The 20,503-nt window shown below is 40.1% G+C and carries 18 protein-coding genes; 10 read left to right on the top strand and 8 right to left on the bottom strand.

Annotated elements, in window-relative coordinates:
* Positions 1–64: 64 nt before the first annotated feature.
* Entirely contained in the window at positions 65–928 is an 864-nt protein-coding gene (gene gla, locus ABP870_RS02875; RefSeq protein WP_350013977.1) for an aquaglyceroporin Gla, read from the top strand.
* A 185-nt stretch (positions 929–1,113) separates the two neighbouring features.
* Here the strand turns inward: gla and ABP870_RS02870 are convergent, their stop codons facing one another.
* Positions 1,114–2,019 (bottom strand): sulfite exporter TauE/SafE family protein, encoded by a 906-nt coding sequence (locus ABP870_RS02870; RefSeq protein ID WP_350013976.1) that lies wholly within the window; start codon positions 2,017–2,019, stop codon positions 1,114–1,116.
* A 124-nt stretch (positions 2,020–2,143) separates the two neighbouring features.
* Between ABP870_RS02870 and ABP870_RS02865 the strand changes: the two genes are divergently transcribed.
* Both ABP870_RS02865 and ABP870_RS02860 read left to right on the top strand, forming a co-directional pair.
* On the top strand, positions 2,144–2,893 hold the full coding sequence (locus tag ABP870_RS02865; RefSeq protein WP_350013975.1) for a CppA N-terminal domain-containing protein: 750 nt from the start codon (positions 2,144–2,146) through the stop codon (positions 2,891–2,893).
* 6 nt (positions 2,894–2,899) lie between these two features.
* Positions 2,900–3,826 carry a serine hydrolase domain-containing protein gene (locus ABP870_RS02860; RefSeq protein WP_350013974.1) on the top strand — a complete coding sequence of 309 codons (927 nt, stop codon included), beginning with the start codon at positions 2,900–2,902 and terminating at the stop codon, positions 3,824–3,826.
* Positions 3,827–3,932: 106 nt separating this feature from the next.
* On the opposite strand, the gene pflB is transcribed toward ABP870_RS02860, so the two are convergent.
* The gene (gene pflB / locus ABP870_RS02855; RefSeq protein WP_405054636.1) at positions 3,933–6,245 is read right to left on the bottom strand and encodes a formate C-acetyltransferase; all 2,313 of its coding nucleotides are present in this window, start codon (positions 6,243–6,245) and stop codon (positions 3,933–3,935) included.
* Between the two features lie 284 nt (positions 6,246–6,529).
* On the opposite strand from pflB, the gene ABP870_RS02850 reads away from it, so the two are divergent.
* Positions 6,530–6,937, top strand: a complete 408-nt coding sequence (locus ABP870_RS02850; protein WP_350013973.1) for a hypothetical protein — start codon at positions 6,530–6,532, stop codon at positions 6,935–6,937.
* A 180-nt stretch (positions 6,938–7,117) separates the two neighbouring features.
* The gene (gene dinB, locus ABP870_RS02845) at positions 7,118–8,212 is read left to right on the top strand and encodes a DNA polymerase IV (RefSeq protein ID WP_350013972.1); all 1,095 of its coding nucleotides are present in this window, start codon (positions 7,118–7,120) and stop codon (positions 8,210–8,212) included.
* Positions 8,213–8,237: 25 nt separating this feature from the next.
* Here dinB and recD2 read toward each other — a convergent pair whose 3' ends face one another.
* From recD2 to ABP870_RS02815, 6 genes are all read right to left on the bottom strand, one after another.
* A complete protein-coding gene (recD2, locus tag ABP870_RS02840) occupies positions 8,238–10,739 on the bottom strand; it encodes an SF1B family DNA helicase RecD2 (protein WP_350013971.1) in 2,502 nt (833 codons plus the stop codon).
* Positions 10,740–10,800: 61 nt separating this feature from the next.
* Positions 10,801–11,394 carry a signal peptidase I gene (gene lepB, locus ABP870_RS02835; RefSeq protein ID WP_350013970.1) on the bottom strand — a complete coding sequence of 198 codons (594 nt, stop codon included), beginning with the start codon at positions 11,392–11,394 and terminating at the stop codon, positions 10,801–10,803.
* A gap of 10 nt (positions 11,395–11,404) precedes the next feature.
* Positions 11,405–12,319, bottom strand: coding sequence for a ribonuclease HIII (rnhC, locus tag ABP870_RS02830; protein WP_350014012.1), 915 nt, complete (start codon positions 12,317–12,319; stop codon positions 11,405–11,407).
* Between the two features lie 78 nt (positions 12,320–12,397).
* Positions 12,398–13,186, bottom strand: a complete 789-nt coding sequence (locus tag ABP870_RS02825) for a formate/nitrite transporter family protein (protein ID WP_350013969.1) — start codon at positions 13,184–13,186, stop codon at positions 12,398–12,400.
* 88 nt (positions 13,187–13,274) lie between these two features.
* Entirely contained in the window at positions 13,275–14,522 is a 1,248-nt protein-coding gene (locus tag ABP870_RS02820; protein WP_350013968.1) for an NAD(P)H-dependent oxidoreductase, read from the bottom strand.
* A gap of 16 nt (positions 14,523–14,538) precedes the next feature.
* Entirely contained in the window at positions 14,539–15,144 is a 606-nt protein-coding gene (locus tag ABP870_RS02815; protein ID WP_350013967.1) for an NADPH-dependent FMN reductase, read from the bottom strand.
* 183 nt (positions 15,145–15,327) lie between these two features.
* Between ABP870_RS02815 and ABP870_RS02810 the strand changes: the two genes are divergently transcribed.
* The 5 genes from ABP870_RS02810 (at position 15,328) to ABP870_RS02790 (ending at position 20,435) form a co-directional block, all read left to right on the top strand.
* Entirely contained in the window at positions 15,328–15,687 is a 360-nt protein-coding gene (locus tag ABP870_RS02810; protein ID WP_350013966.1) for a YbaN family protein, read from the top strand.
* Positions 15,688–15,771: 84 nt separating this feature from the next.
* Positions 15,772–16,524, top strand: a complete 753-nt coding sequence (locus ABP870_RS02805; RefSeq protein ID WP_350013965.1) for a MurR/RpiR family transcriptional regulator — start codon at positions 15,772–15,774, stop codon at positions 16,522–16,524.
* On the top strand, positions 16,524–17,237 hold the full coding sequence (locus ABP870_RS02800) for a MurR/RpiR family transcriptional regulator (RefSeq protein WP_350013964.1): 714 nt from the start codon (positions 16,524–16,526) through the stop codon (positions 17,235–17,237). Before ABP870_RS02805 ends, ABP870_RS02800 begins: the two co-directional genes overlap by 1 nt.
* A 124-nt stretch (positions 17,238–17,361) precedes the next feature.
* A complete protein-coding gene (locus ABP870_RS02795) occupies positions 17,362–19,032 on the top strand; it encodes an alpha-glucosidase (protein ID WP_350013963.1) in 1,671 nt (556 codons plus the stop codon).
* Positions 19,029–20,435, top strand: coding sequence for a PTS transporter subunit EIIC (locus ABP870_RS02790; protein ID WP_350013962.1), 1,407 nt, complete (start codon positions 19,029–19,031; stop codon positions 20,433–20,435). Before ABP870_RS02795 ends, ABP870_RS02790 begins: the two co-directional genes overlap by 4 nt.
* Positions 20,436–20,503: the final 68 nt, after the last annotated feature.

Below are 20,503 nucleotides of genomic sequence, written 5' to 3'. Positions count from 1 at the left end.
TACTTGATAAAATGAAGGTTGTCGAAAATAAAAAAATCGCTAAATTGAAAGGATTACACAAAACATGGATGTTACATGGACTGTAAAGTATATTACAGAATTTCTGGGAACAGCAATTCTTATCATTCTTGGTAATGGTGCTGTTGCCAATGTTGAACTTAAAGGAACCAAGGGGCACGCTAGTGGTTGGTTAACCATCGCTATTGGTTATGGTATGGGGGTAATGATCCCAGCCTTGATGTTTGGTAACGTGTCTGGTAACCACATCAACCCAGCGTTCACACTTGGATTAGCTGTGTCAGGATACTTCCCATGGGCTCAAGTTGCTCCTTACATTATTGCTCAAATCCTTGGAGCAATGGCGGGTCAAGCAGTAGTAGTTGCTACTCACCGTCCTTACTATATGGAGACAGAAGAATCAAATGCGATTCTTGGCTCATTCTCTACCATTTCATCACGTGACAATGGCATCATTGACACTCGCAAAGGTGCTACCATCAACGGTTTCATCAACGAATTCTTTGGTTCATTCGTCCTTTTCTTTGGTGCCGTTGCAATGACCAAAAATTACTTTGGTGCTGAAGCTATTCAGTTCATCTCAAAGCAAGGTGTAGATGTAGCAACCCTTCATGCAGGACAAAAATTGCAAGGGGGCTTGATTGCTTCTACTTCAGCAGGTTCAGCAGTTTCTCACATGGCTCTTGGTTTCCTTGTAATGGCACTCGTGACGAGTCTTGGAGGTCCTACGGGTCCTGGACTAAACCCTGCACGTGACTTCGGTCCACGTTTGCTTCACCACTTGTTGCCAAAATCAATTCTTGGTCAACACAAATCAGATTCAAAATGGTGGTACGCTTGGGTTCCAGTAGTAGCTCCTATTCTTGCAAGTATTGCAGCAGTAGCTCTTTACAAACTCCTTTACGCTTAATTCAAAAATAAAAAGAAATCCTTGAATAGTCATTTCAAGGATTTCTTTTTGTGTATGATAGCATGTCGTCTATTTGAGCTATTGTGTCTTGTTCTTGTTTCATAGAACGATTATTGACGTTTTAGCAGGGACAGCCATCTCTTTGTGCTTTGCAAGCATAGCTGACTGTCTCTTCTGTTTCATGCCTAGTGAGGTCGAGTTTGTTTGTCTTTTAGCTGGGGTTTTAAAGATGATCGAATGAGCATGCTTCCAGTAAAGAGCACGATAATAATGACCAGAACTTTTAAGCTATTGAGGTTGAGATTTGACAAGAAAACAACTGCAATTAAGACACCAACAATCCCTCCTAAAACCATTCCTGCATAGCCATTCCAACTGATACGATTATTTTTGACAAACTGAGTGGTTGATGCCGTCATAATCATAGCAGCATCAAGCATCATAACAGGCATCGCAACTGCAGGACTTAGCCCCATGAGTGAGAAGAAAATGAGTTCAGGCGCATAGTTACCAAGCCCCATAGTCATCAATACCCCAATGATTAGATTAAAAATGATACCGACGATTAGCCAAATCCCCTCCAAGCCATGGGCGCTTTCGACAATATCGGAACCAGGGTTGCTCCACATACGGTAAATGCTAATAAAGGCAGCAACGATAAGCAAGGTTCCTAGTATTCTTTGGACAGTTGGAGTATGCCAGTTTTGAGTGATTTTAGTACCAAAAAGAGCTCCCACGAAAGAAGCGGCTGCCATACTGACCAAGGTAAGAGGTTCCACATTAACAACTAAAATAAAACAAAGCGATTGCACTAATACAGGGATGACATGCACAGCATTCATAGTTCCTGGAAGTTGACTATCATCATCAAGCATTTTAGTTGCTTTGAACAAGGTTGTTGTTGTAGCAAATGAACCAATACCAAGTGTGTCTAATAAATCGGTCGTCAAGCCAATACCAAAACCAGTCCAAAAACGTTTGAAGGGATTAATATGATTCTTCTTGATATGAAAAATGAGGTAACTTGCAATGGTGATAATGGCTATTACTAAAAAAATTTGTATGAGATGTAAGATCGTATTATCAGTCATTCTACCAGTTTACTGAAAAAATGATGAAATGTAAATATCTCTCATTAAAATCGCTTAGCTTACATATAATTTCTTGTCAAAAAAGATATTTTCGCATACAATAAATAAGAACAAGGAGGACGTTATGTCACTATTTACAGATATTACCTTCAGATCACCAGTTATAAGGGTTGAAGAACGAGATAGAAATTTAGAATTCTTACAAAAAAATCTTGGCATGAAACTCGTCAGTGAAGAAAATGCCTTGGCTTTTTTATCTGGTCATGCATCCAAAGAAATCCGTTTCATTATAGAAGAATCGCCAACCTACCGTACAAGAGCAGTTGAAGGGACTAAGAAGTTAAACTGTTTAGTCATCAAAGCACAAGCTGCTGAGATTGCACAACTTTTAGTTCATGGCACTGAAACTCGTTATATCTTTAAAGGTAAGGAAGGCTATGCTTTTGAAACGGTATCTCCACAGGGAGATGCCATTTTAATTCATGCTGAAAAGGCTATTGAAGATTTGGAACAAGTGACTTCTGTTGAGGCAGACATTGATCCAGCATTTAAGGGCTTATCAGATTTCCATGTTGAAGAGGTCGTTTTAAACGTACCAGATCCAGAAGCCAGTCAAGCCTTTTATCAAGAGGCTTTTGAAGGACAGTTACCGCTTAATTTGAGCTTTGAAACTGCAGAAGGACCGGACTTGACCATTGAACCTCAAATGACTTGGGATATCGAATTCTTTGATTTCCAGGTACCAGAAGACTACGATTTGCTTGCTTTGTATGACTATCTAGATGCTAAGGATTTAGCGCCTTATATTGATAAGAAAGCTCGAGTGGTTGTTGTTTCTGACCCAAGTAATATTGAAATTTGGTTTAGCAAATAAGTGTTTATGGAAAAAATCCTTGAAAAAATCAATCAACAGATTGCTGAGAATCTTTATCATGGTGCAAGTGTAGCTATTTTAAATGATGGCTATTGGCAGGAATATTATTTAGGGACGATTGATGGAGAAAGTCCTGTTAGGTCAAATTTAGTGTATGATTTGGCTAGTGTCTCTAAGGTTGTTGGTGTTGCTACCATAGCTGCTTTCTTAGTCTATCAGGACAAGTTAGATATAGATGAGTCCTTGTCAGTTTATTACCCAGATTTCCAAACTAATAATGTGACGGTTCGTCAGCTGTTAACCCATACTTCTGGCATTAATCCTTTTATCCCAAACCGTGACCAACTAGATGCGGCTGAACTAAAGGCAGCGATTAATCAGATTGAGGTGACGGATCAAAAAAGGTTCTTGTATACTGATCTCAATTTCTTGTTGTTGGGATTTATGTTAGAAGAGATGACTGGCTTGGTTTTGGATCAACTGTTTGAGGAAACGATTTTCAAACCTTGGGAGATGACTCAGACAGGATTTGGTCCAAATAGCCAAGCGGTTCCAACAGTTAAAGGGATTTCAGATGGATTCGTTCACGATCCGAAAGCTAAAGTTCTAAAAGAACATGCAGGTTCTGCGGGTTTATTTTCGACAGTTAAGGATTTAGAAACCTTCTTAGAGCATTATTTACAAGATGATTTTGCCAAAGATTTGTGGGAAAATCTCAGTCCATCGCCTGAAAAAACACGTGCCTTAGGCTGGAATTTAGATGGACATTGGATCGATCATACAGGTTACACTGGTCCCTTTATCATGGCTAATCGCAGCACTCAGCAAGCCGTTATCTTTTTGACGAATCGGACTTATGAAAAGGATAACCGTCCAGAATGGATTGCTAAACGAAAGGAGTTAATGACTGTCATCATTGATGAGCTAAGTTAACTAATGATTTTGAGGATATGAGTTTATCAAAAGTCAGTTCAAATGGAGCTGGCTTTTTTCATTTTCTCAAACAAAAAATCTTACCCGAAGGTAAGATTTTGAGGAATTAAGCTTGGATAGCGTCATCCATTGAAAGAACTTCGTGGAAGACACGTTGTGTCAATTCAGTTTTTTGTTCTGGTGTGAGGTATTTAGTATTTACACAGTAACCAGAGATACGAACGATAACGTCTTCACCAGCCATGATTTTTTCGTAAACGTCGTTGAGGTCCATAACGTTCAAGTTGACGTGTTGACCACCGTTTTCAAAGTAACCATCAAGAACTGTTACCAAGTTTGTCACTTGTTCATCGAATGATTTACCAAGCGCACGTGGTGATACTTGAGTTGTCAATGAGATACCATCAGCAGCGTATGAGAAGTCAAGGCTTGCAAGTGAGTTAAGGTTTTGCAACCATCCACCATTGGCTTTGTTTGATGGGTTAGCACCTGGTGAGAAGAATTCAACTTTAGAAGTGTTTACTGTGCCATCTTCGTTGAGATATACTCCACGGTGAACAGGTGAGTTACCAGTTTGTTTAGAGTAGGCAACGTTTGAAGTGATGGTAAGAAGTGATACAGTTGCTTCTGCGTCTTTGTAGAGTTTGTGACTACGCAAACGAGTAGTATAAGCTTCAATCAACCATTCAGCCAATTCATTTGAACGAGGATCATCTTCACCCCAGCGTGGGAATTCCCCAACAGTTTCGTAGTCATAGATGTAGCCATCTTCGTCGCGAATTGGTTTGACAGTAGCGTATTTGATAGCTGATAATGTATCAACAGTGTTAGCAAATCCACAGATACCGAATCCCATGTTAGCACGTTGGTGACTTGGTAAGAAGGCCATTTGAACAGCTTCGTAGTTGTATTTATCAGTCATGTAGTGAATGATGTTAAGAGCATCTACGTAAGTATCTGTCAACCAGTCCAATGATTTCTCAAAGTTAGCTTTGACAGTGTCAAAATCAAGCACGTCATCAGTGACAGGATCGATTTCAAAGACTTTGTAGTCTTTATGAACATCATCGTATCCACCGTTGAGACCTGTAAGAAGGGCTTTGAGAACGTTAACACGAGCACCAAAGTATTGGATGTTGTGGCGTTGTTCTTCGTTCTCTGGGTCGAGTGGTGATACACAACATGAGATACATGACATTTCGCCGTAACCATCTTTAGCCATTGTTGTTACACCTTCGTATTGGATTGAAGAGTGCTTGTGGCTCATTGCCATACAGTAGCGACGGAATGCGTATGGTAATTTGTCTGTCCAAAGAACAGTCAAGTTTGGTTCTGGTGAGTTACCAATATTGTCAAGTGTATTCAAGAAACGGTAGTCCATTTTTGTAACACGATGACGACCGTCATTACCCATACCAGCCATTGATGTTGTGATGAATGTTGGGTCACCTGAGTAAAGGGCATCATAAGCTTTTGTACGAGCGAATTTTACGGTACGGAGTTTTAGAACGAAATCATCAACGAATTCTTGAATTTCTGATTCTGTGAATGTTCCACGTGCAAGGTCACGTTCTGCAAAGATATCAAGAACGATTGGCACACGTCCAAGTGATGTAGCAGCACCATTGATAACACGGCAGACAGCCATGAAGGCGATGTTAACCCATTGGATAGCTTCTTTAACGTTTTCAGCAGGACGGCGAACGTCTACACCATAAAGGTCACCAAGTTTAACCACTTCACCAAGTGCTTGGTATTGAAGGTTAACTTCTTCGCGAAGACGAATGGATTCTTCATCGATTTCTGTGATTGCATTCCAGTCGTTAACTTTTTCTTGCATCAAGAAGTCTGCACCGTAAACAGCTAAACGTGCGTAAACCCCGATAATACGTCCACGTGAGTAGGCATCAGGGAGACCAGTAACAGTGTGGGCGTGACGCGCACGACGGATATTTGATGTGTAAGCGCGGAAGATACCATCGTTTACAGTTGTAACATGTTTAGTATAGATGTCATGCACAGCAGGATCTGGTTCATAACCATTTTCCTTAAGAGTTGTTTCCGCCATGCGGATACCACCTTTTGGCATGAAGTTAAGTTTGAAGAGCTCATCATTTTGGATACCGAAAATCACTTCGTTTTCTTTATCGATGAATCCTGCAGGAATGTCAGCAATTGACGTTGGACGTGTGTCCATTGGGAAACGAGTTGCTTCGTATTCTGCTTTGGTCTCTTCAATGATTTTTTTAATATGGAGCGAACGTTCAGTTGCACCCGCTAAGAAACTTTCATCACCGTCATATGGTGTGTAGTTAGCTTGTACAAATCGAGCGACACTTGCTTTTTCTTTCCAATCAGTTCCTTTAAAGCCTTCCCAAGCTTTTTCAAAAACGTCTGTATTTGTTTTGACTGTTGCCATAAGAATTTCTCCTTCAAATCTAGTAACAGACTATCTGTTACACTTTACACAAATTATTATATCAATCAGAAAACGATTTCACAAGCAAATTTCTTGACTTAATAACATTTCTTTTATAATACAGTTGAAAACGGATAAGAGGATCTGTATTATAAAATGAATGATAGCTACCAACTAACTTGATAGGGTATAAAGAGGTTAGAGGTCTTGATCGGCGAGCGATAGCTGAGCATTTCCATGAAAAATAAGGTATAATGAAGACTATTGATAGATGTTAGGAAGTAATGCTATTGCTTAAAGAATTATCCCCCACGTTTTGGAAAAAGGGTCAGCTCTATGCGATTATGATCAGTCTTGGTCTGTTAGCTCTTGCAGTCATTTTGTATAGCTTTGGACTTTTTGTTTCGTCTGTTCGTTTAGAAAATCATTTTGTCGCTTGGTCTTTTTTTAGCGGCCTAATAGGTAGCTTAGTCATTTTTGGGATTAGTTTACTACGTTCCATTAGTCTCTGGTCTACCGTTTCCCGAGATGCTGGGAAGTATGAGCTCTTGCTAAATCCTTTTTTAATGATTTTGGGAGCTGGCCTTTATTTTATCTCGATCGCTTCAGGAAGTCTTTCCAGTTTTTGGGGAATGGTACTAATCATTTTGGGGGCAAGCAAGACGGTTTTAGATGTTTTTAGAATGTCTTGATAGCTCCCAAGTCGTGAAAGATGTGGCGATCTTATCGTCCTAGTCATTCTAATTAGCTTTTGATAGGGTGGTAGTGCACAGATGTCAGTTAGCTACTTTCTCATGCAATAAAAGAGGAAGGGCAGGCGCAGCGCCGTTCAGGATAGTCAACCATGGTTTTTATGACAGAAGGGGGAGTTTATGCTAATATTTCCACTTGTCAATGATACCAGCCGAAAAATCATCCATATTGACATGGATGCTTTTTTTGCTGCCGTAGAAGTGCGTGATAATCCTGACCTGAAGGGTAAACCGGTTGTCATTGCTAAGGATCCGAGGGAAACTGGTGGTCGCGGTGTGGTATCTACTTGTTCTTATGAGGCTAGAGCGTTTGGAATTCACTCAGCGATGAGTTCGAAAGAAGCGTACGAGCGATGTCCACAAGCTATCTTTATTTCTGGGAATTACGCCAAGTATCGAGAGGTTGGCAGACAAATCCGTGATATTTTTAAACGTTATACTGATTTGGTAGAACCAATGTCGATTGATGAGGCGTACTTAGATGTGACGGATAATAAGCTTAACCTAAAGTCAGCTGTTAAGATAGCCAAGCTCATTCAACATGATATTTGGAATGAACTGCATCTAACTTGTTCAGCTGGTGTTTCTTACAATAAATTCTTAGCAAAACTGGCTTCTGATTTTCAGAAACCAGCTGGCCTGACTTTGATTTTACCAGAAGATGCGCAGGCTTTCTTAGAGACACTACCCATTGAGAAATTTCACGGCGTTGGGGAAAAAACGGTAGCAAAATTACACAAGTTGGATGTTAAGACAGGTAAGGATTTACTAGCCCTGTCAGAGATGACTTTAATTGATCATTTTGGGCGTTTCGGCTATGATTTGTATCGCAAGGCAAGGGGGATTTCTAATACTAGCGTTAAGCCCAATCGTATTCGTAAATCAGTTGGAAGTGAGCGAACGTATGGAAAACTACTCTATAATGAGGAAGACATCAAAGTGGAGCTATCGAAAAATGCTCGGCGTGTTGCTGACACACTAATTAAACATGAAAAGTTGGGAAAAGTGGTTGTCATCAAAGTTCGTTATGCTGATTTCACGACCTTGACCAAACGACACACTTTAGCTGAAGCTAGCCAATCTTTTGAAGTGATTGAACAAGAAGCTCACCGTATCTATGATGAATTGGAAAACCAATCGTCTGGCATTAGGCTTTTAGGGGTGACTGTGACAGGATTGCGGGATGGTATGAGTGTTGAAACCTCTTTATTTTAAAACAAAGAGCCAATCATTTTCGTGATTAGCTCTTATTGTTTGTCTTAAAAAATAGCTTGAGGTCTTCTTCGGTAATCCCAATCATAGGATCAATGCTCAACAGATTATCAACTGTTAAACGATAGTTTTCCACCTTATCCATAGGTTTATTAACATCCTTATCCACAACTTGTTGATAACTTGTGGACTCTTCTGGAAAGGCAGTATTATCAAGCGATTTAGTGTTATCTTGAAGGGGAGAAGAGGGGCCTCTATCCCCATTTTCGTGAACTTTTTGTTCTATATCTGTTGATAACTTGTGCACAACTTGGTTTGAGCTGTCCTCGTTTTGGAACCGTTGAACCAACCACGTTTGGCGGACGGCACCTTCTGTATGGACAGCCTTATCAAAGGCGGCTACTTCGCCTAAGAGGATGAGTTTGCTTTTTGAGCGAGTGATTGCTGTATAAACGAGATTACGTTGTAGCATGCGGCCGCTTTGGCGCGTGATGGGAAGGATAACCACTTGGAACTCACTTCCTTGTGATTTATGGATAGACATGGCATAAGCTAGCGTGATTTTACCCCATTCATTACGAGGATAGACCACTTCAGTGGCATCGAATTGGATGGTGATTTCATCTTGTTTGCTATCTGTGTATTTGGCAGGGAGTAGATCGGTGATATAGCCGATATCGCCATTGAAGACATTGCTTTCAGCATCATTGACGAGATGTAAGACCTTATCATTTTGTCTAAACTGTTGGTCGTTAAAGGTAAATGCTAGACCATCGTCGAGTGGATTTAGAAGATTTTGTACCAGGTTGTTGAGGTTGTTGATGCCAGCGTCTCCCTTGTACATGGGAGCCAGAATCTGAATTTCTTGTGGATGAATACCACTTTTGACTGCTGAGGAGACGATTTTAGTCACCATTTGAGGAATGTGGAAAGCTTGTGCTTCAAAGTAGGAGCGATCCGCTTTTTTTTCTGTGAAATCATTTGGAAGTTGCCCTTGGCGCATCTGACTCGCCAAAGTGACGATAGTAGAATCATCAGTTTGACGGAAAATTTTCTCTAGACGAACCTGGGGTAATTCTTGAACCTTTAATAAATCCGCTAAAACTTGTCCGGGTCCAACAGATGGGAGTTGGTCGCTATCTCCGACGATAATAAGCTGACTTCGAGCAGAAATAGCGCTTAGGAGTTGGTTAGCCAACCAAGTATCCACCATGGAAAATTCATCCACAATGATTAAATCAGCATCTAAATAATCATCCAAAGTCTGGTAGTCATCGTTATCCCCAGTCAAGCCTAAGTGTCTATGGATAGTGGCAGAAGGTAGCCCTGTTAGTTCATTCATCCGACGCGCAGCCCGACCAGTAGGAGCAGCTAGAAGAATCGGAGGCTCGTTTTTGTGGGTATCAATCTGATGAAGATTGCCATAGGCTTCAATAATCCCATTGATAACCGTTGTCTTTCCCGTACCAGGTCCTCCAGTTAAGATAAAAACACGATTGGTAAGGGCTTTAGCGATAGCTTCTTTTTGAATGTCATCGTAAGTGATGTTTAGGCTTGCTTGGATGCGCTCAATTTCTTTAGCGATGGTGTCTTGTGGAAAACGAGGTTTTTCATCATTATTTAATAACCGCCTTAGATGTTTGTAGACACCTTCTTCAGCATAATAAAGGGTGTTGTCGAAAACCTTGGTGCCGATGGTTTGGATTTTATCTTCTTCAATTAAATGGGTTAATTCAGCAGCAACCAGACTTGGTTCTAATTCAATTTGACGGCTAGATTCTAGCAGATAAAGGGTCATCTCTAGAAGTTCGCGAGCTTCAGTATAAGTGTTCCCAGTTTGGATAGAGTTTTCTGTTAGGGTGTGGATAATTCCTGCTCGATATCGCTGGGTAGCGTCAGCAGCAATCCCTAATTGTTCCGCTAGTTGATCGGCTATTTTAAAACCAATCCCTTGGATATCCTCAACTAACTGGTAAGGATTTTCCTCAACAATAGCAAGACTTTGATCCTGATACTGATTAAAGACCTGGAGGGCAAGTTTCGACGATAGACCGTACTTGGCTAGTTTGGTCAAGACTTGCTCGGTGCCGTAATTGAGTTTCAGTTTAGCAACAAAACTCTCACGGTTGACTTTTGATAATCCTGCAATATTCTCCAGTTGACTGGGATCTTCTAAAATCTTATCAATAGGATCTTCGCCATAGATAGCGATAATTTTCTCGGCTGTCTTTCGACCAATTCCTTTGAAATGGTCACTAGAAAAGTACTTGATGAGCCCTGATGCTGTTGGCTTTGCTCGTTCATAACGGTCTGCCTTGAGCTGTTGGCCATATTTGGGGTGCTGTACCAACTCTCCCCAAAAAGTATAAGTGTCACCTTCGACGACATCGCCGATGGTTCCTGTTATGATAATATCAAAATCGTCAAAATCACTATTAGTATCGTCAATTTCAAGTCGTAAAATTTTAAAAAAGTTGCTAGCATTTTCAAAGATAATGCGGTCTATTGTGCCAGAAAAGTAACTTGTCATGTCGTTTCCTTTGTGTTTAGTAGAAAAAGAGGCTGGGACGGAAGTCCTGCCTCTTAGTAGTTTATTTCAAAGTACCAATTTTAGTAAAAGGCCAGTAACGGAATTTGACTTCACCAACAATTGTATCTTTCTTAAAGGTTCCAACAGCTCGGCTATCCTTAGATACAATACGGTCGTCACCTAGAAGGTAGTATTGGTCTTTAGGTACCTTAACGGTAAAGCTTGTCTTGCCCGAATTATCTTGAGTGAAGGCATCGCTTGCTTGCGCTAAGGATTGGAAGTAGGGGTTATAAGAGTATGTTTTTTGAAGCTTATCCTTTTTGTAGCGTTTCTTGTAGTCAGTGAGATAAGTTTCCTTTGTTTCCTTATTGTTAACGTAAAGCTTGTCATTTTTATAGGTAATGGTATCACCTGGCATACCAACGACGCGCTTGACGATTTGTTTTTTTGTTCCATTTTCTACTTCTTCAGCAACTACCATATCGAAGCGATCGATGGTTGCTGTTTTTACCACTAGCAATTTTTCGCGGTCGGCCAAAGTTGGGTCCATTGAGTGTCCGTCGACGGTAACAAAGAACCAGATTAACCAACGGGTCACGAAAAAGACCATTAGAAATAGAGTAAATAATCCCCATTCTTTAATAAAACGTTTCATGATAATTCCTTCATTTTTTTAGTAAAGCTTGTGCTTTTTTGGTGTTAGCAAAGTGTAGTTTGGCAGTGTAGGCTAGGCTTTCCATCCCATAAGCAGCTAGTAGCTGACTGGCTACTTTATCAGACTTGGCAGAAGCACCGCTCGGCAATTGAAATCCCACATCTTCACCCAAGGTTTTGAGGTTTTCTAGAAAGATCGCTCTAGCTATAATGGATGAGACAGCGACAGCCAGATAGTTGCCCTCAGCTTTTTCCTCCAAGGTAATGGCCTGTGCGACTTGATTATGCTCTTTGGAAACGTACTTCTGGTAATTACTTGGCGACGTGAAGGCGTCGATGACAATGTGATCTGCTTGAATCCCTTTTTGAAGGAGAAGAAAAATAGCCTGATTATGTAAGGCAACTTTGACTGACACAGCATTGTGTTTCAAACCTTTTCCAACCACCTGATTGTATTTCTGAGGAGACAATAGTAGGGCTTGGTGAGGAATTTTTTCTTCCAAAAGAGGGGCAATGGCTTGGATTTTTTGATCTGTCATTTTTTTAGAATCATCGACGCCGAGCGATTTTAGAAAGTCGTGATCTTCGGGTTTGACAAAACTGGCCACCACAGCAAGTCCTCCAAAATAGGAACCGTTTCCTACCTCATCAGTCCCAATCATTGGTCGATTTTGACCTAGTTTAAGAGGATTTTGGGGTATGGTGCTTTTAGTATGATTTGCTTCTAATTTGAGATAACTTGCCAAATCCCGCGCACCATTGCCTTGAATCACAACTTTACCTGAAGTATAGGCTAAAAAGGTTGCGTTCATATATTTAGCTGCAAAGGTGACATAAGGATTATGGTTACTTGTTTGATAAGCGGATAGCTGCTCAACGAGATTTTGGATAGCTGTTTTGGATAATTGGAAAACCAAAGTATTCATAGCCATTATTTTACCATATCACCTCTAAAAAAGGACAAAAGAAAAGAAGATTTTTCAATCTTCTTAAGGCTTATCGTTTTAGTCAACGTGTTTTGTTTGGCTTTTATTCAACCAACCATAGGCGATACCGATGAAGAGTCCGCCACCGATCCAGTTACCAAAGAAGACCACGACCCATTGACGGATGATATTTAGCAAATCAAAGCCTTTGATTTGGTCAACAGGGCTAAATCCAGCTAACATGAATGAGGCAAAATTTGCAATCAAGTGTTCGTTTGAGATAAGGACGAACATAAAGATAGCTGACACCACGACGAAGAATTTAGCAGATTCTTCTTTTAGGAGCATGTAACCTAGAATGGCGATGTTAACAAACATATTGGCAGTAATACCTTCAATGAATGCCATCCAGTTATCTTTAGCTAGTTTTGTTTGAACAGTGTTGATAACGAAGGATTGTTCTGTAAGCTGGTTAAATGCGTAGGATTGGTTAAAGAGCCAAGCCAAGATAACAGCACCAACCAAGTTAAAAATGGTGCAATAAAGAAGGATAGTGACAACTTTTTTCCAACTGATAACCTTGTAGTAGGCACCGGTTGTGAGATACATCATATTTGAAGTGGCTAATTCACCGTTAAAGATGAGAACGTAGACCAAACCGATTGCAAAAATAAAAGTAAAGACAAACTTGGCGAGAGCAGGAAATTGACTTGAAATGGCATCAGCACCAATAATACCAACGGCAGTGGTCATGGTTAAGAAAGCACCAGCAAACATGGAGCGAAGAGCGTAACGGCCGAGGCTTTCGCTAAAGAGTGCCTCTTTTTTGGCACAGGCAGCAATGACTTTATCTTTAAATTGTGACATAAATAGTTTCCTTTTTTTGTGATTTATATTACAAAGATTTAGAGCCTAAAGAAAACGGGAAGCTTGCCTTCCCGTTTTTAGGGGATTCTTAGCTTTCAGATGCTCCAGAAGTAGCATCTGCCTCTGTGGCTGCAGGAGCTTCGTCATGCCCACCAGCATCTGAAGCGCCAGACGTAGCGTCAGCAGAAGTAGCAGCATGCCCAGCAGGAGCCTTACCACCCGCGAGGTGTTGCCCAGTTGCTTGTAGGTACCAATCTAACCATGGTTTGAAGTTAAAAATGATTTCGTTGATACCAGCGTAAGAACCGTCTGGATAGTACATAGCCTGATAGTTATGGGTGTTGATGATTTCAGGTGGAGTACCCGGAACAATGGTACGAACGTATTCTTCATTACCGTTGCGAAGGCTTCCAACAACCCATTCAACATTCTTCATACGTGCAGGAGGAAGGGTATCATGAACAGTTGCCAAACGATTACCAACTTGTTCGCGAACACGTTTACCAAGCATAGTTGATGCTTCTTGATGTTGGTTGTTGTAGTACAAGAATTGGTTGTTATCATCGGCATATGTCAATTCAAATGGCATAGCGTTAAGGAACATGTTTAATTGATCGACTGTCAAAAGTCCATTATCCAATTTGACATAAGTATCACCTTCAACTGCATTGACTTGAGCAGCTGCTTTGTCCAGCCAATCTGGATCATCAGGATCGATACCCTGGATGGTCGTTTTAATTGGATTGGTAGCGTACAAATCTTCAGGTTCAATTGGTTTTGGTTTTTGCAATTGTTTCACAACTCCTACGTATTTGATGAAATTATCCAAACAAGAACCTAAGAAGTCAATAGTTCCTTGGTTGATAAGGTTACCATCATCATCGAAGGCTTCTTTAGCTTTACCAAGCAAGAATTCATTACCTGGAAGGGCATAAGCATTAACACCTGGTGCATCAAGGATTTTACGCAAGTGAACTTGAGCGCGTGATGTTCCTTGGTCATAGTATGAAGCGCCGACAATCATAACTGGTTTGTTTTCAAATGGATGGAGGTCCCCAAATGATAGCCACTCTAAAGTGCTTTTGAGGGCAGGTGTGATCGTATGGTTGTGCTCTGGTGTGGCGATGATGACCCCATCAGCACGTGTGATTTTATTATAAAGGTAGCGAAGTGCAAAGTTTTCAGACTGATCGTCATCTTGGTTAAACATCGGCACATCTTTGATTTCAAGAACTTCAAGTTCAAATTTAATTTTAAAGTGACGTTGGATGAATTGCAAAAGCATACGGTTGTATGATTGGTCTGCATTCGATCCGACAATACCTACAAATTTCATAGTGATTTCCTCCCGCTTAGCTTAGACTTTCCCAGTCAAAATTTTCAGCTTCTTTGTGCAACAATGATTTGGCACTTGAAAGTTTTCCGGCAATTTTAACAAAGAGACGGAAATCATCGAAGATAGCATCCAATTTTTGGATGGTTTCCAAATCAAAGAGATTACCTTCGGCGTCAAAAGCTTGTAATGAGTGTGAAAGAAGGAATTCATCTGGAAGCACATTGGCTTTTAACTCAGGAGCATTAAGGATTTGACGAAGTTGCAATTGAGCGCGTGATGAACCGAGTGTTCCATAAGAAGCACCAGTGATCATAACAGGCTTGTTAAGAAGTGGGAAGATGCCGTATGACAACCAAGCTAAAGCGTTCATAAGAACAGCTGGGATTGAGTGGTCATATTCTGGTGTACCAATAATCACACCATCAGCTTCTTCGATTTTGGCTGCCATTTCTAGAACACTTTCGGGAAGTTTCTTATCTGCAGGTTTATTAAAGGTTGGTAAATCTTTAACTTCAATAAGTTCAATATCTGCTTTATCAGCAAAGTGTTTTTCAATGTACTGTAAAAGCTTGCGGTTGGTTGATTTAGAGGAATTAGTCCCCACCAGTCCGATAAGTTTCATAGGATTCTCCTTAATTTTCTGGTAAAAAATATAAAATAATTCACATTCTAATGATAACGTTTACGGTAAAAAAAGTCAATATCAAATCCCTAAAATGGCAGAGCCTATCAACCGTTATGTTTGTGCCTTATTAGACAATCAATCTTATGAAAGTTAAGAAGTTTTGGTACAATATAAGGTGCTATGAAAAAACTATTTTATTTGATTGTGGGTTGCTTTAGCTTAGTGGTAGGTATTGCTGGTATTGTTCTTCCTATCATACCGACAACCCCCTTGTTACTATTGGCAGGATTTTGTTTTGCTCGCAGTTCTAAAACGTTTGAGATTTGGCTTCGAAATAGTAAGATTTATAACTTTTATGTTGCAGATTATGCAGAAACCAAAAGTATTGCTAAAGAACGCAAGAAAAAGATAATTTGGCAAATCTATTTGTTAATGGGGATTTCGATTTATTTTGCTCCCTTGTTACCAATTAAATTCATGCTTGTGGCACTGACAGTATTTATCACTTATTATTTATTTAAGGTTATTCCGGATAAATAAAAGAGAGGTACCTCGGTCGGTGTCTGGATAGACATAGCTGTTAACTAATGATGTTTGTTAGAAGGTAAGATTGGAGGAGGGAGTATGAATTGGCTGGAGCGAAAAGACAAATTTGATGAACGATTGACGATTCAAGATAGGGAAATCGTAGCTTATTTAGATCAACATATAGCTGATATTCAGCAAATGACCAGTCAGGAGTTAGCGCAAGCCTGTTTTGTGTCGAGATCATCCATTTCTCGCTTACTCAAGAAACTAGAAATCGCAAATTTTGCAGCTTTGAAGTTCTTATTACGAGAGGAAATGGCTAAGCCAAAGTCTGCTAGGTCAGATTTTTCAGCCCTTGTTAACAATTATCACCGATACATTGATCAAATTTTTGAAAAACAGGATTTGAGCTTGTATGTTCAGTTGCTACAAGAAACGGACATTTTGTACCTGTATGGAACAGGAAATGTTCAAAAAATGGAAGTTGAGTCCTTACGTCATCTACTCACTTCTGTTGGGAAGCAGGTTGTGGTCTTTTTTGATAGGGGAGAGTTTGACTATTTAAAACCGCTATTTAAGCCTGACGATTTATTGCTTCTATTATCCTATAAGGGTGAATCAAGTGAAGCTATCGCCATGTTGAAAGATAGTCGTAGTTCTATTCTTAAAACCATGGTGATGACGCAGACTTCTAACAACAGTATGGCTAAGTTAGCAGATTATCAACTCTATGTTCCCACTGAATCTATCGTTACACCAACGACAAGAACTTATGAATTAAGCACAACTTTTTATTTTATTATCGATCAACTATTTTATGATTATTGCCAAGCTACGGGGGTATTGTGATGACTTTACAAGAACGTGTCCAACAATATGCTAATCAGTTTTCCAATAACGATTGGTTGATTTTTCAATACTTAACAAACTATTCGAAGCCTGACCAATTAACCATTCAGGTTTTAGCTAAAGAATGCCATGTATCCACAACAACAATCTTTCGTTTTTGTCAAAAACTTGGTTTTACAGGCTTCTCAGAATTGAAAGCGAGTATGCTCTATGCTCAACCTGATAAAAAAGGTTTAGCAAGAGAAGATTTCAAAAAAACCTATCACCAAGTGGTAGATTATATTGATCATTATGATACGTCGCGACTTTTCAAAGCTATTAAGTCGTCGGAAAAAATTTTTTTGCTCGCAAGGTCGGAGTTGGAGTTGCGATTAGCCAAAGACATGCAGCGCATTTTTTTCCCATTGGGGAAGGTGATTATCATTTTACCTAGTGACCCGTCGCTGATGCAACATTTTGACCAGATGTCTTCGTCAGTTCTGGTTGTGATCAAGATTGATTCCTTAGCGGAATTTCCTTTGGTTTTGAAAAATCCACAGGAGTTGAAGAATATTTTTGTGGCACTTTTGAGTGATTTTAAAGAAGTCTCCATTTTAGCAGATGAACGTTTTTACATTCCTAACCTCTATTCTGATAGTTTCATGCCTATACCGCACATCACCTCCTTTACATTAGCAGTTGAAATGCTATATTTGAAATTACAATTAAATTGACGCATTTTTACAATTGCGATAAAAGCGCTCCGTAATTGAACCGTTTTCCTAAACCTTCAGAAAGTCTTGTCTGAAGGTTTTTCTTGTATTATGATGTTTTTGTAAGCGTAAACAGGAGGAAAACATGCTAGAAAAGAAATGGTGGCAGTCAGAGATTGTCTATCAAATTTATCCCAAAAGTTTTCAGGATTCCAACAATGACGGGATTGGAGATGTCCGTGGTATCATTAACCGCCTGGACTATTTAGCAGACTTGGGTGTAACAAGTCTTTGGGTTTGTCCGATTTTTAAATCACCTATGGCAGATAATGGCTATGATATTTCAGATTATTTTGCCATTCAAGAGGACTTTGGTAGTCTGGATGATGTCAAAGAATTAATTTTACAAGCAAAAGAAAAAAACATCAAAATCCTTTTAGACTTGGTGGTCAACCATACTTCGGATGAACATATTTGGTTTCAAGAAGCTTTGAAAAATCCCAAAAGTCCTTATCGAGACTACTACATTTTTAAGGAAGGTACTAAAAGACCAAACAATTGGCGTTCCGTCTTTGGTGGGTCTGTCTGGGAAAAACTTCCTGATGAAGAGGTTTATTATTATCACAGTTTTCATAAGAAGCAGCCGGATCTTAATTGGGAAAATCCACGATTAAGAGAAGAGATATACCAAATGATTAACCAGTGGTTAAAGCTTGGCATTGCCGGTTTCCGTGTCGATGCAATCACTTTTATCAAGAAAGATTTGAGTTTTCAAAGCATTGAACCAGACGGTGTTGATGGTTTGGCAAAATGTACCAAGGTCAGTCGCAACCAACCTGGTATTGAAGTCTTTCTTCATGAGTTAAATGAGCGTTGTTTTGCCAAGTACGATTGTGTGACAGTAGCAGAAGCCCCTGGGGTTTCCTATGACCAGCTAGATGATTTTATCGGTGACAATGGCTTTTTCTCAATGATTTTTGATTTTAAACATGTAGACTTGGACGTTAAAAGTGGTAGCGAGTGGTTTGTTCCAGTAGATTGGACGCTTTCAGACTTATATCAATATCTAGAAGATTCTCAGCTGGCAATTCAAAAAGTCGGTTGGGGTGCCCCCTTCATTGAAAATCATGACCAGAACCGTGCGGCAAGTAAATATTTAGGTCAGTCAGCACGTAAGCCTGAGGCAGTCAAGGCTTTAGCTATGTTGTATTTCTTCTTGCGAGGGACGTCATTTATTTTTCAGGGTCAGGAACTTGGTTTGGTGAATTTTGAACGTCAGAGTATTGATGACTTTGACGATATTTCATCGATTGACCAGTATTATCGTGGTATGCAGGAAGGCTTGAGCAAAGAGGAGGCATTAGCAGTGATTAACTACCGCAGTCGTGATAATTCAAGAGTTCCAATGCCTTGGTCAACAAAAGGTTACATGGGTTTTTCTAAACACCAACCTTGGCTAGACTTGGCTAATTGTGATGAGAGTTTAACTGTCGCCTATCAAGAGAAGGATCCATTCAGCGTTTTGAATTTTTATAAAGACATGATCGCTTTTGCCAAAGGAGAAAATCAAGAAGTGCTAGATTATGGGACCATTTCCTTCCCAGAACGTCGGACTGAAGATGTCTTTATTTACCGTCGGGAGAATTCTGAGAAGTCCGTTTTGTTTGTGATTAATTTAAGTGGTGAACCACAAAAAGTAGCTGTAGAACACGCTGCTGTACATCTTTTGTTTGCTAACCAAGCGGAAGTGTATATTGGAGAAGATTATATTAAAGTGAGTCCGTTTGGGGCTGTCGCTTTGGAGGAGTTAAAATGACAAATAAATATAATGCTATTGCAAAAGCGATTGTTGAGGAAGTTGGCGCAGATAATATTGTATCTGCGACCCACTGTGCAACACGCTTACGGTTAGTTGTTAAGGACCACGAGAGTATTGATACAAAAGCTGTTGAAGCTATTGACGAAGTCAAAGGTACTTTCTACAATAGCGGTCAGTATCAAATTATCCTGGGTCCTGGTACTGTTAATAAAGTGTTTGAAGAAGTGGAAACCTTGAATGTCTCTACCAAATCAAAAGCTGAACAAGATGCCTACGTTAAATCACAGGAAAAAGGTGTCAAAGCCTTGATGAGAACCTTGGGTGATATCTTTGTACCAATCGTTCCTGTTATCGCAGCAACGGGTCTTTTCTTAGGGGTTAAAGGAGTTGTCTTTAATGATAATATCCTTGGCTTAATGGGACTTTCAACTGAAATCTTCCCGCCATACCTTAACCAATTGGTCAGTGTTTTGACGGATACTGCATTTGGCTTCTTGCCAGCCTTGATTACCATGTCAGCCTTCCGCGTTTTTGGCGGCACACCGATGATTGGCTTAGTCCTTGGTTTGATGTTGGTATCTCCCATTTTGCCTAATGCCTATGCAGTTGCTTCTGGAGATGCAAAAGCGATTATGGTCGGTGGTGTTCTACCCGTCATGGGAGCACAAGGGTCAGTTGTGACAGCTATTTTGACAGGTTTCCTTGGTGCTAAATTGGAACGTAAATTGCGCAAAGTCATGCCAAATTCGCTAGATTTGATTTTGACACCATTCATTACTATGTTGGTTATGATTGTCGTTGCCTTGATGGGATTCGCTCCAATTGTTCACTGGTTGGAAACAGGCTTGATTGCTCTTACTAAGGGGCTCATGAATCTTCCTTTTGGTATTGGTGGCTTCTTTGTTGGTGCCACTTACCCATTGGCAGTTATTACAGGTCTGCACCATATGTATGTGGTTATTGAAACATCACTTCTTGCCAATACAGGTTTCAACCAATTGATTACCCTCTGTGCTATGTATGGTTTTGCTAATCTGGGTGCTTGTTTGGCTTTCTATACCTCAGCGAAGAGTGCTAAAGTGAAACAAACCGTTATGGGGGCTTTCATGTCACAATTGTTTGGTGTCAGTGAACCTGTTCTCTTTGGGCTTCACTTACGCTATAACTTGAGACCTCTTTATATGATGTTGATTTCATCTGGATTTGGTGCAGCCCTTCTCTCTCTCTTCCACATTCAATCAAACTCTTACGGTCTTGCGGTGTTACCGTCATATCTTATGTACATCTACAGTGGTCATCAACTTTTAGTCTACTTTTTTGTATCGCTTATCAGTATGGCGCTTTGCTTCTTCCTCACTAAAACATTTGCAATTCCAGAAGACATTAAAGTGGAAGATTAAACTCGGTTATCCATTTGCAGCCCGGTTAGTTTTCTAACTGGGCTATTTTTTGCTTTTGTTTTTCGAAT

The organism is Streptococcus jiangjianxini, assembly GCF_040225085.1.
GTDB classification, from domain to species: domain Bacteria; phylum Bacillota; class Bacilli; order Lactobacillales; family Streptococcaceae; genus Streptococcus; species Streptococcus jiangjianxini.
Note: the sequence above shows the minus strand (reverse complement) of the source record. Positions and strands in the feature narration are given on the sequence as shown.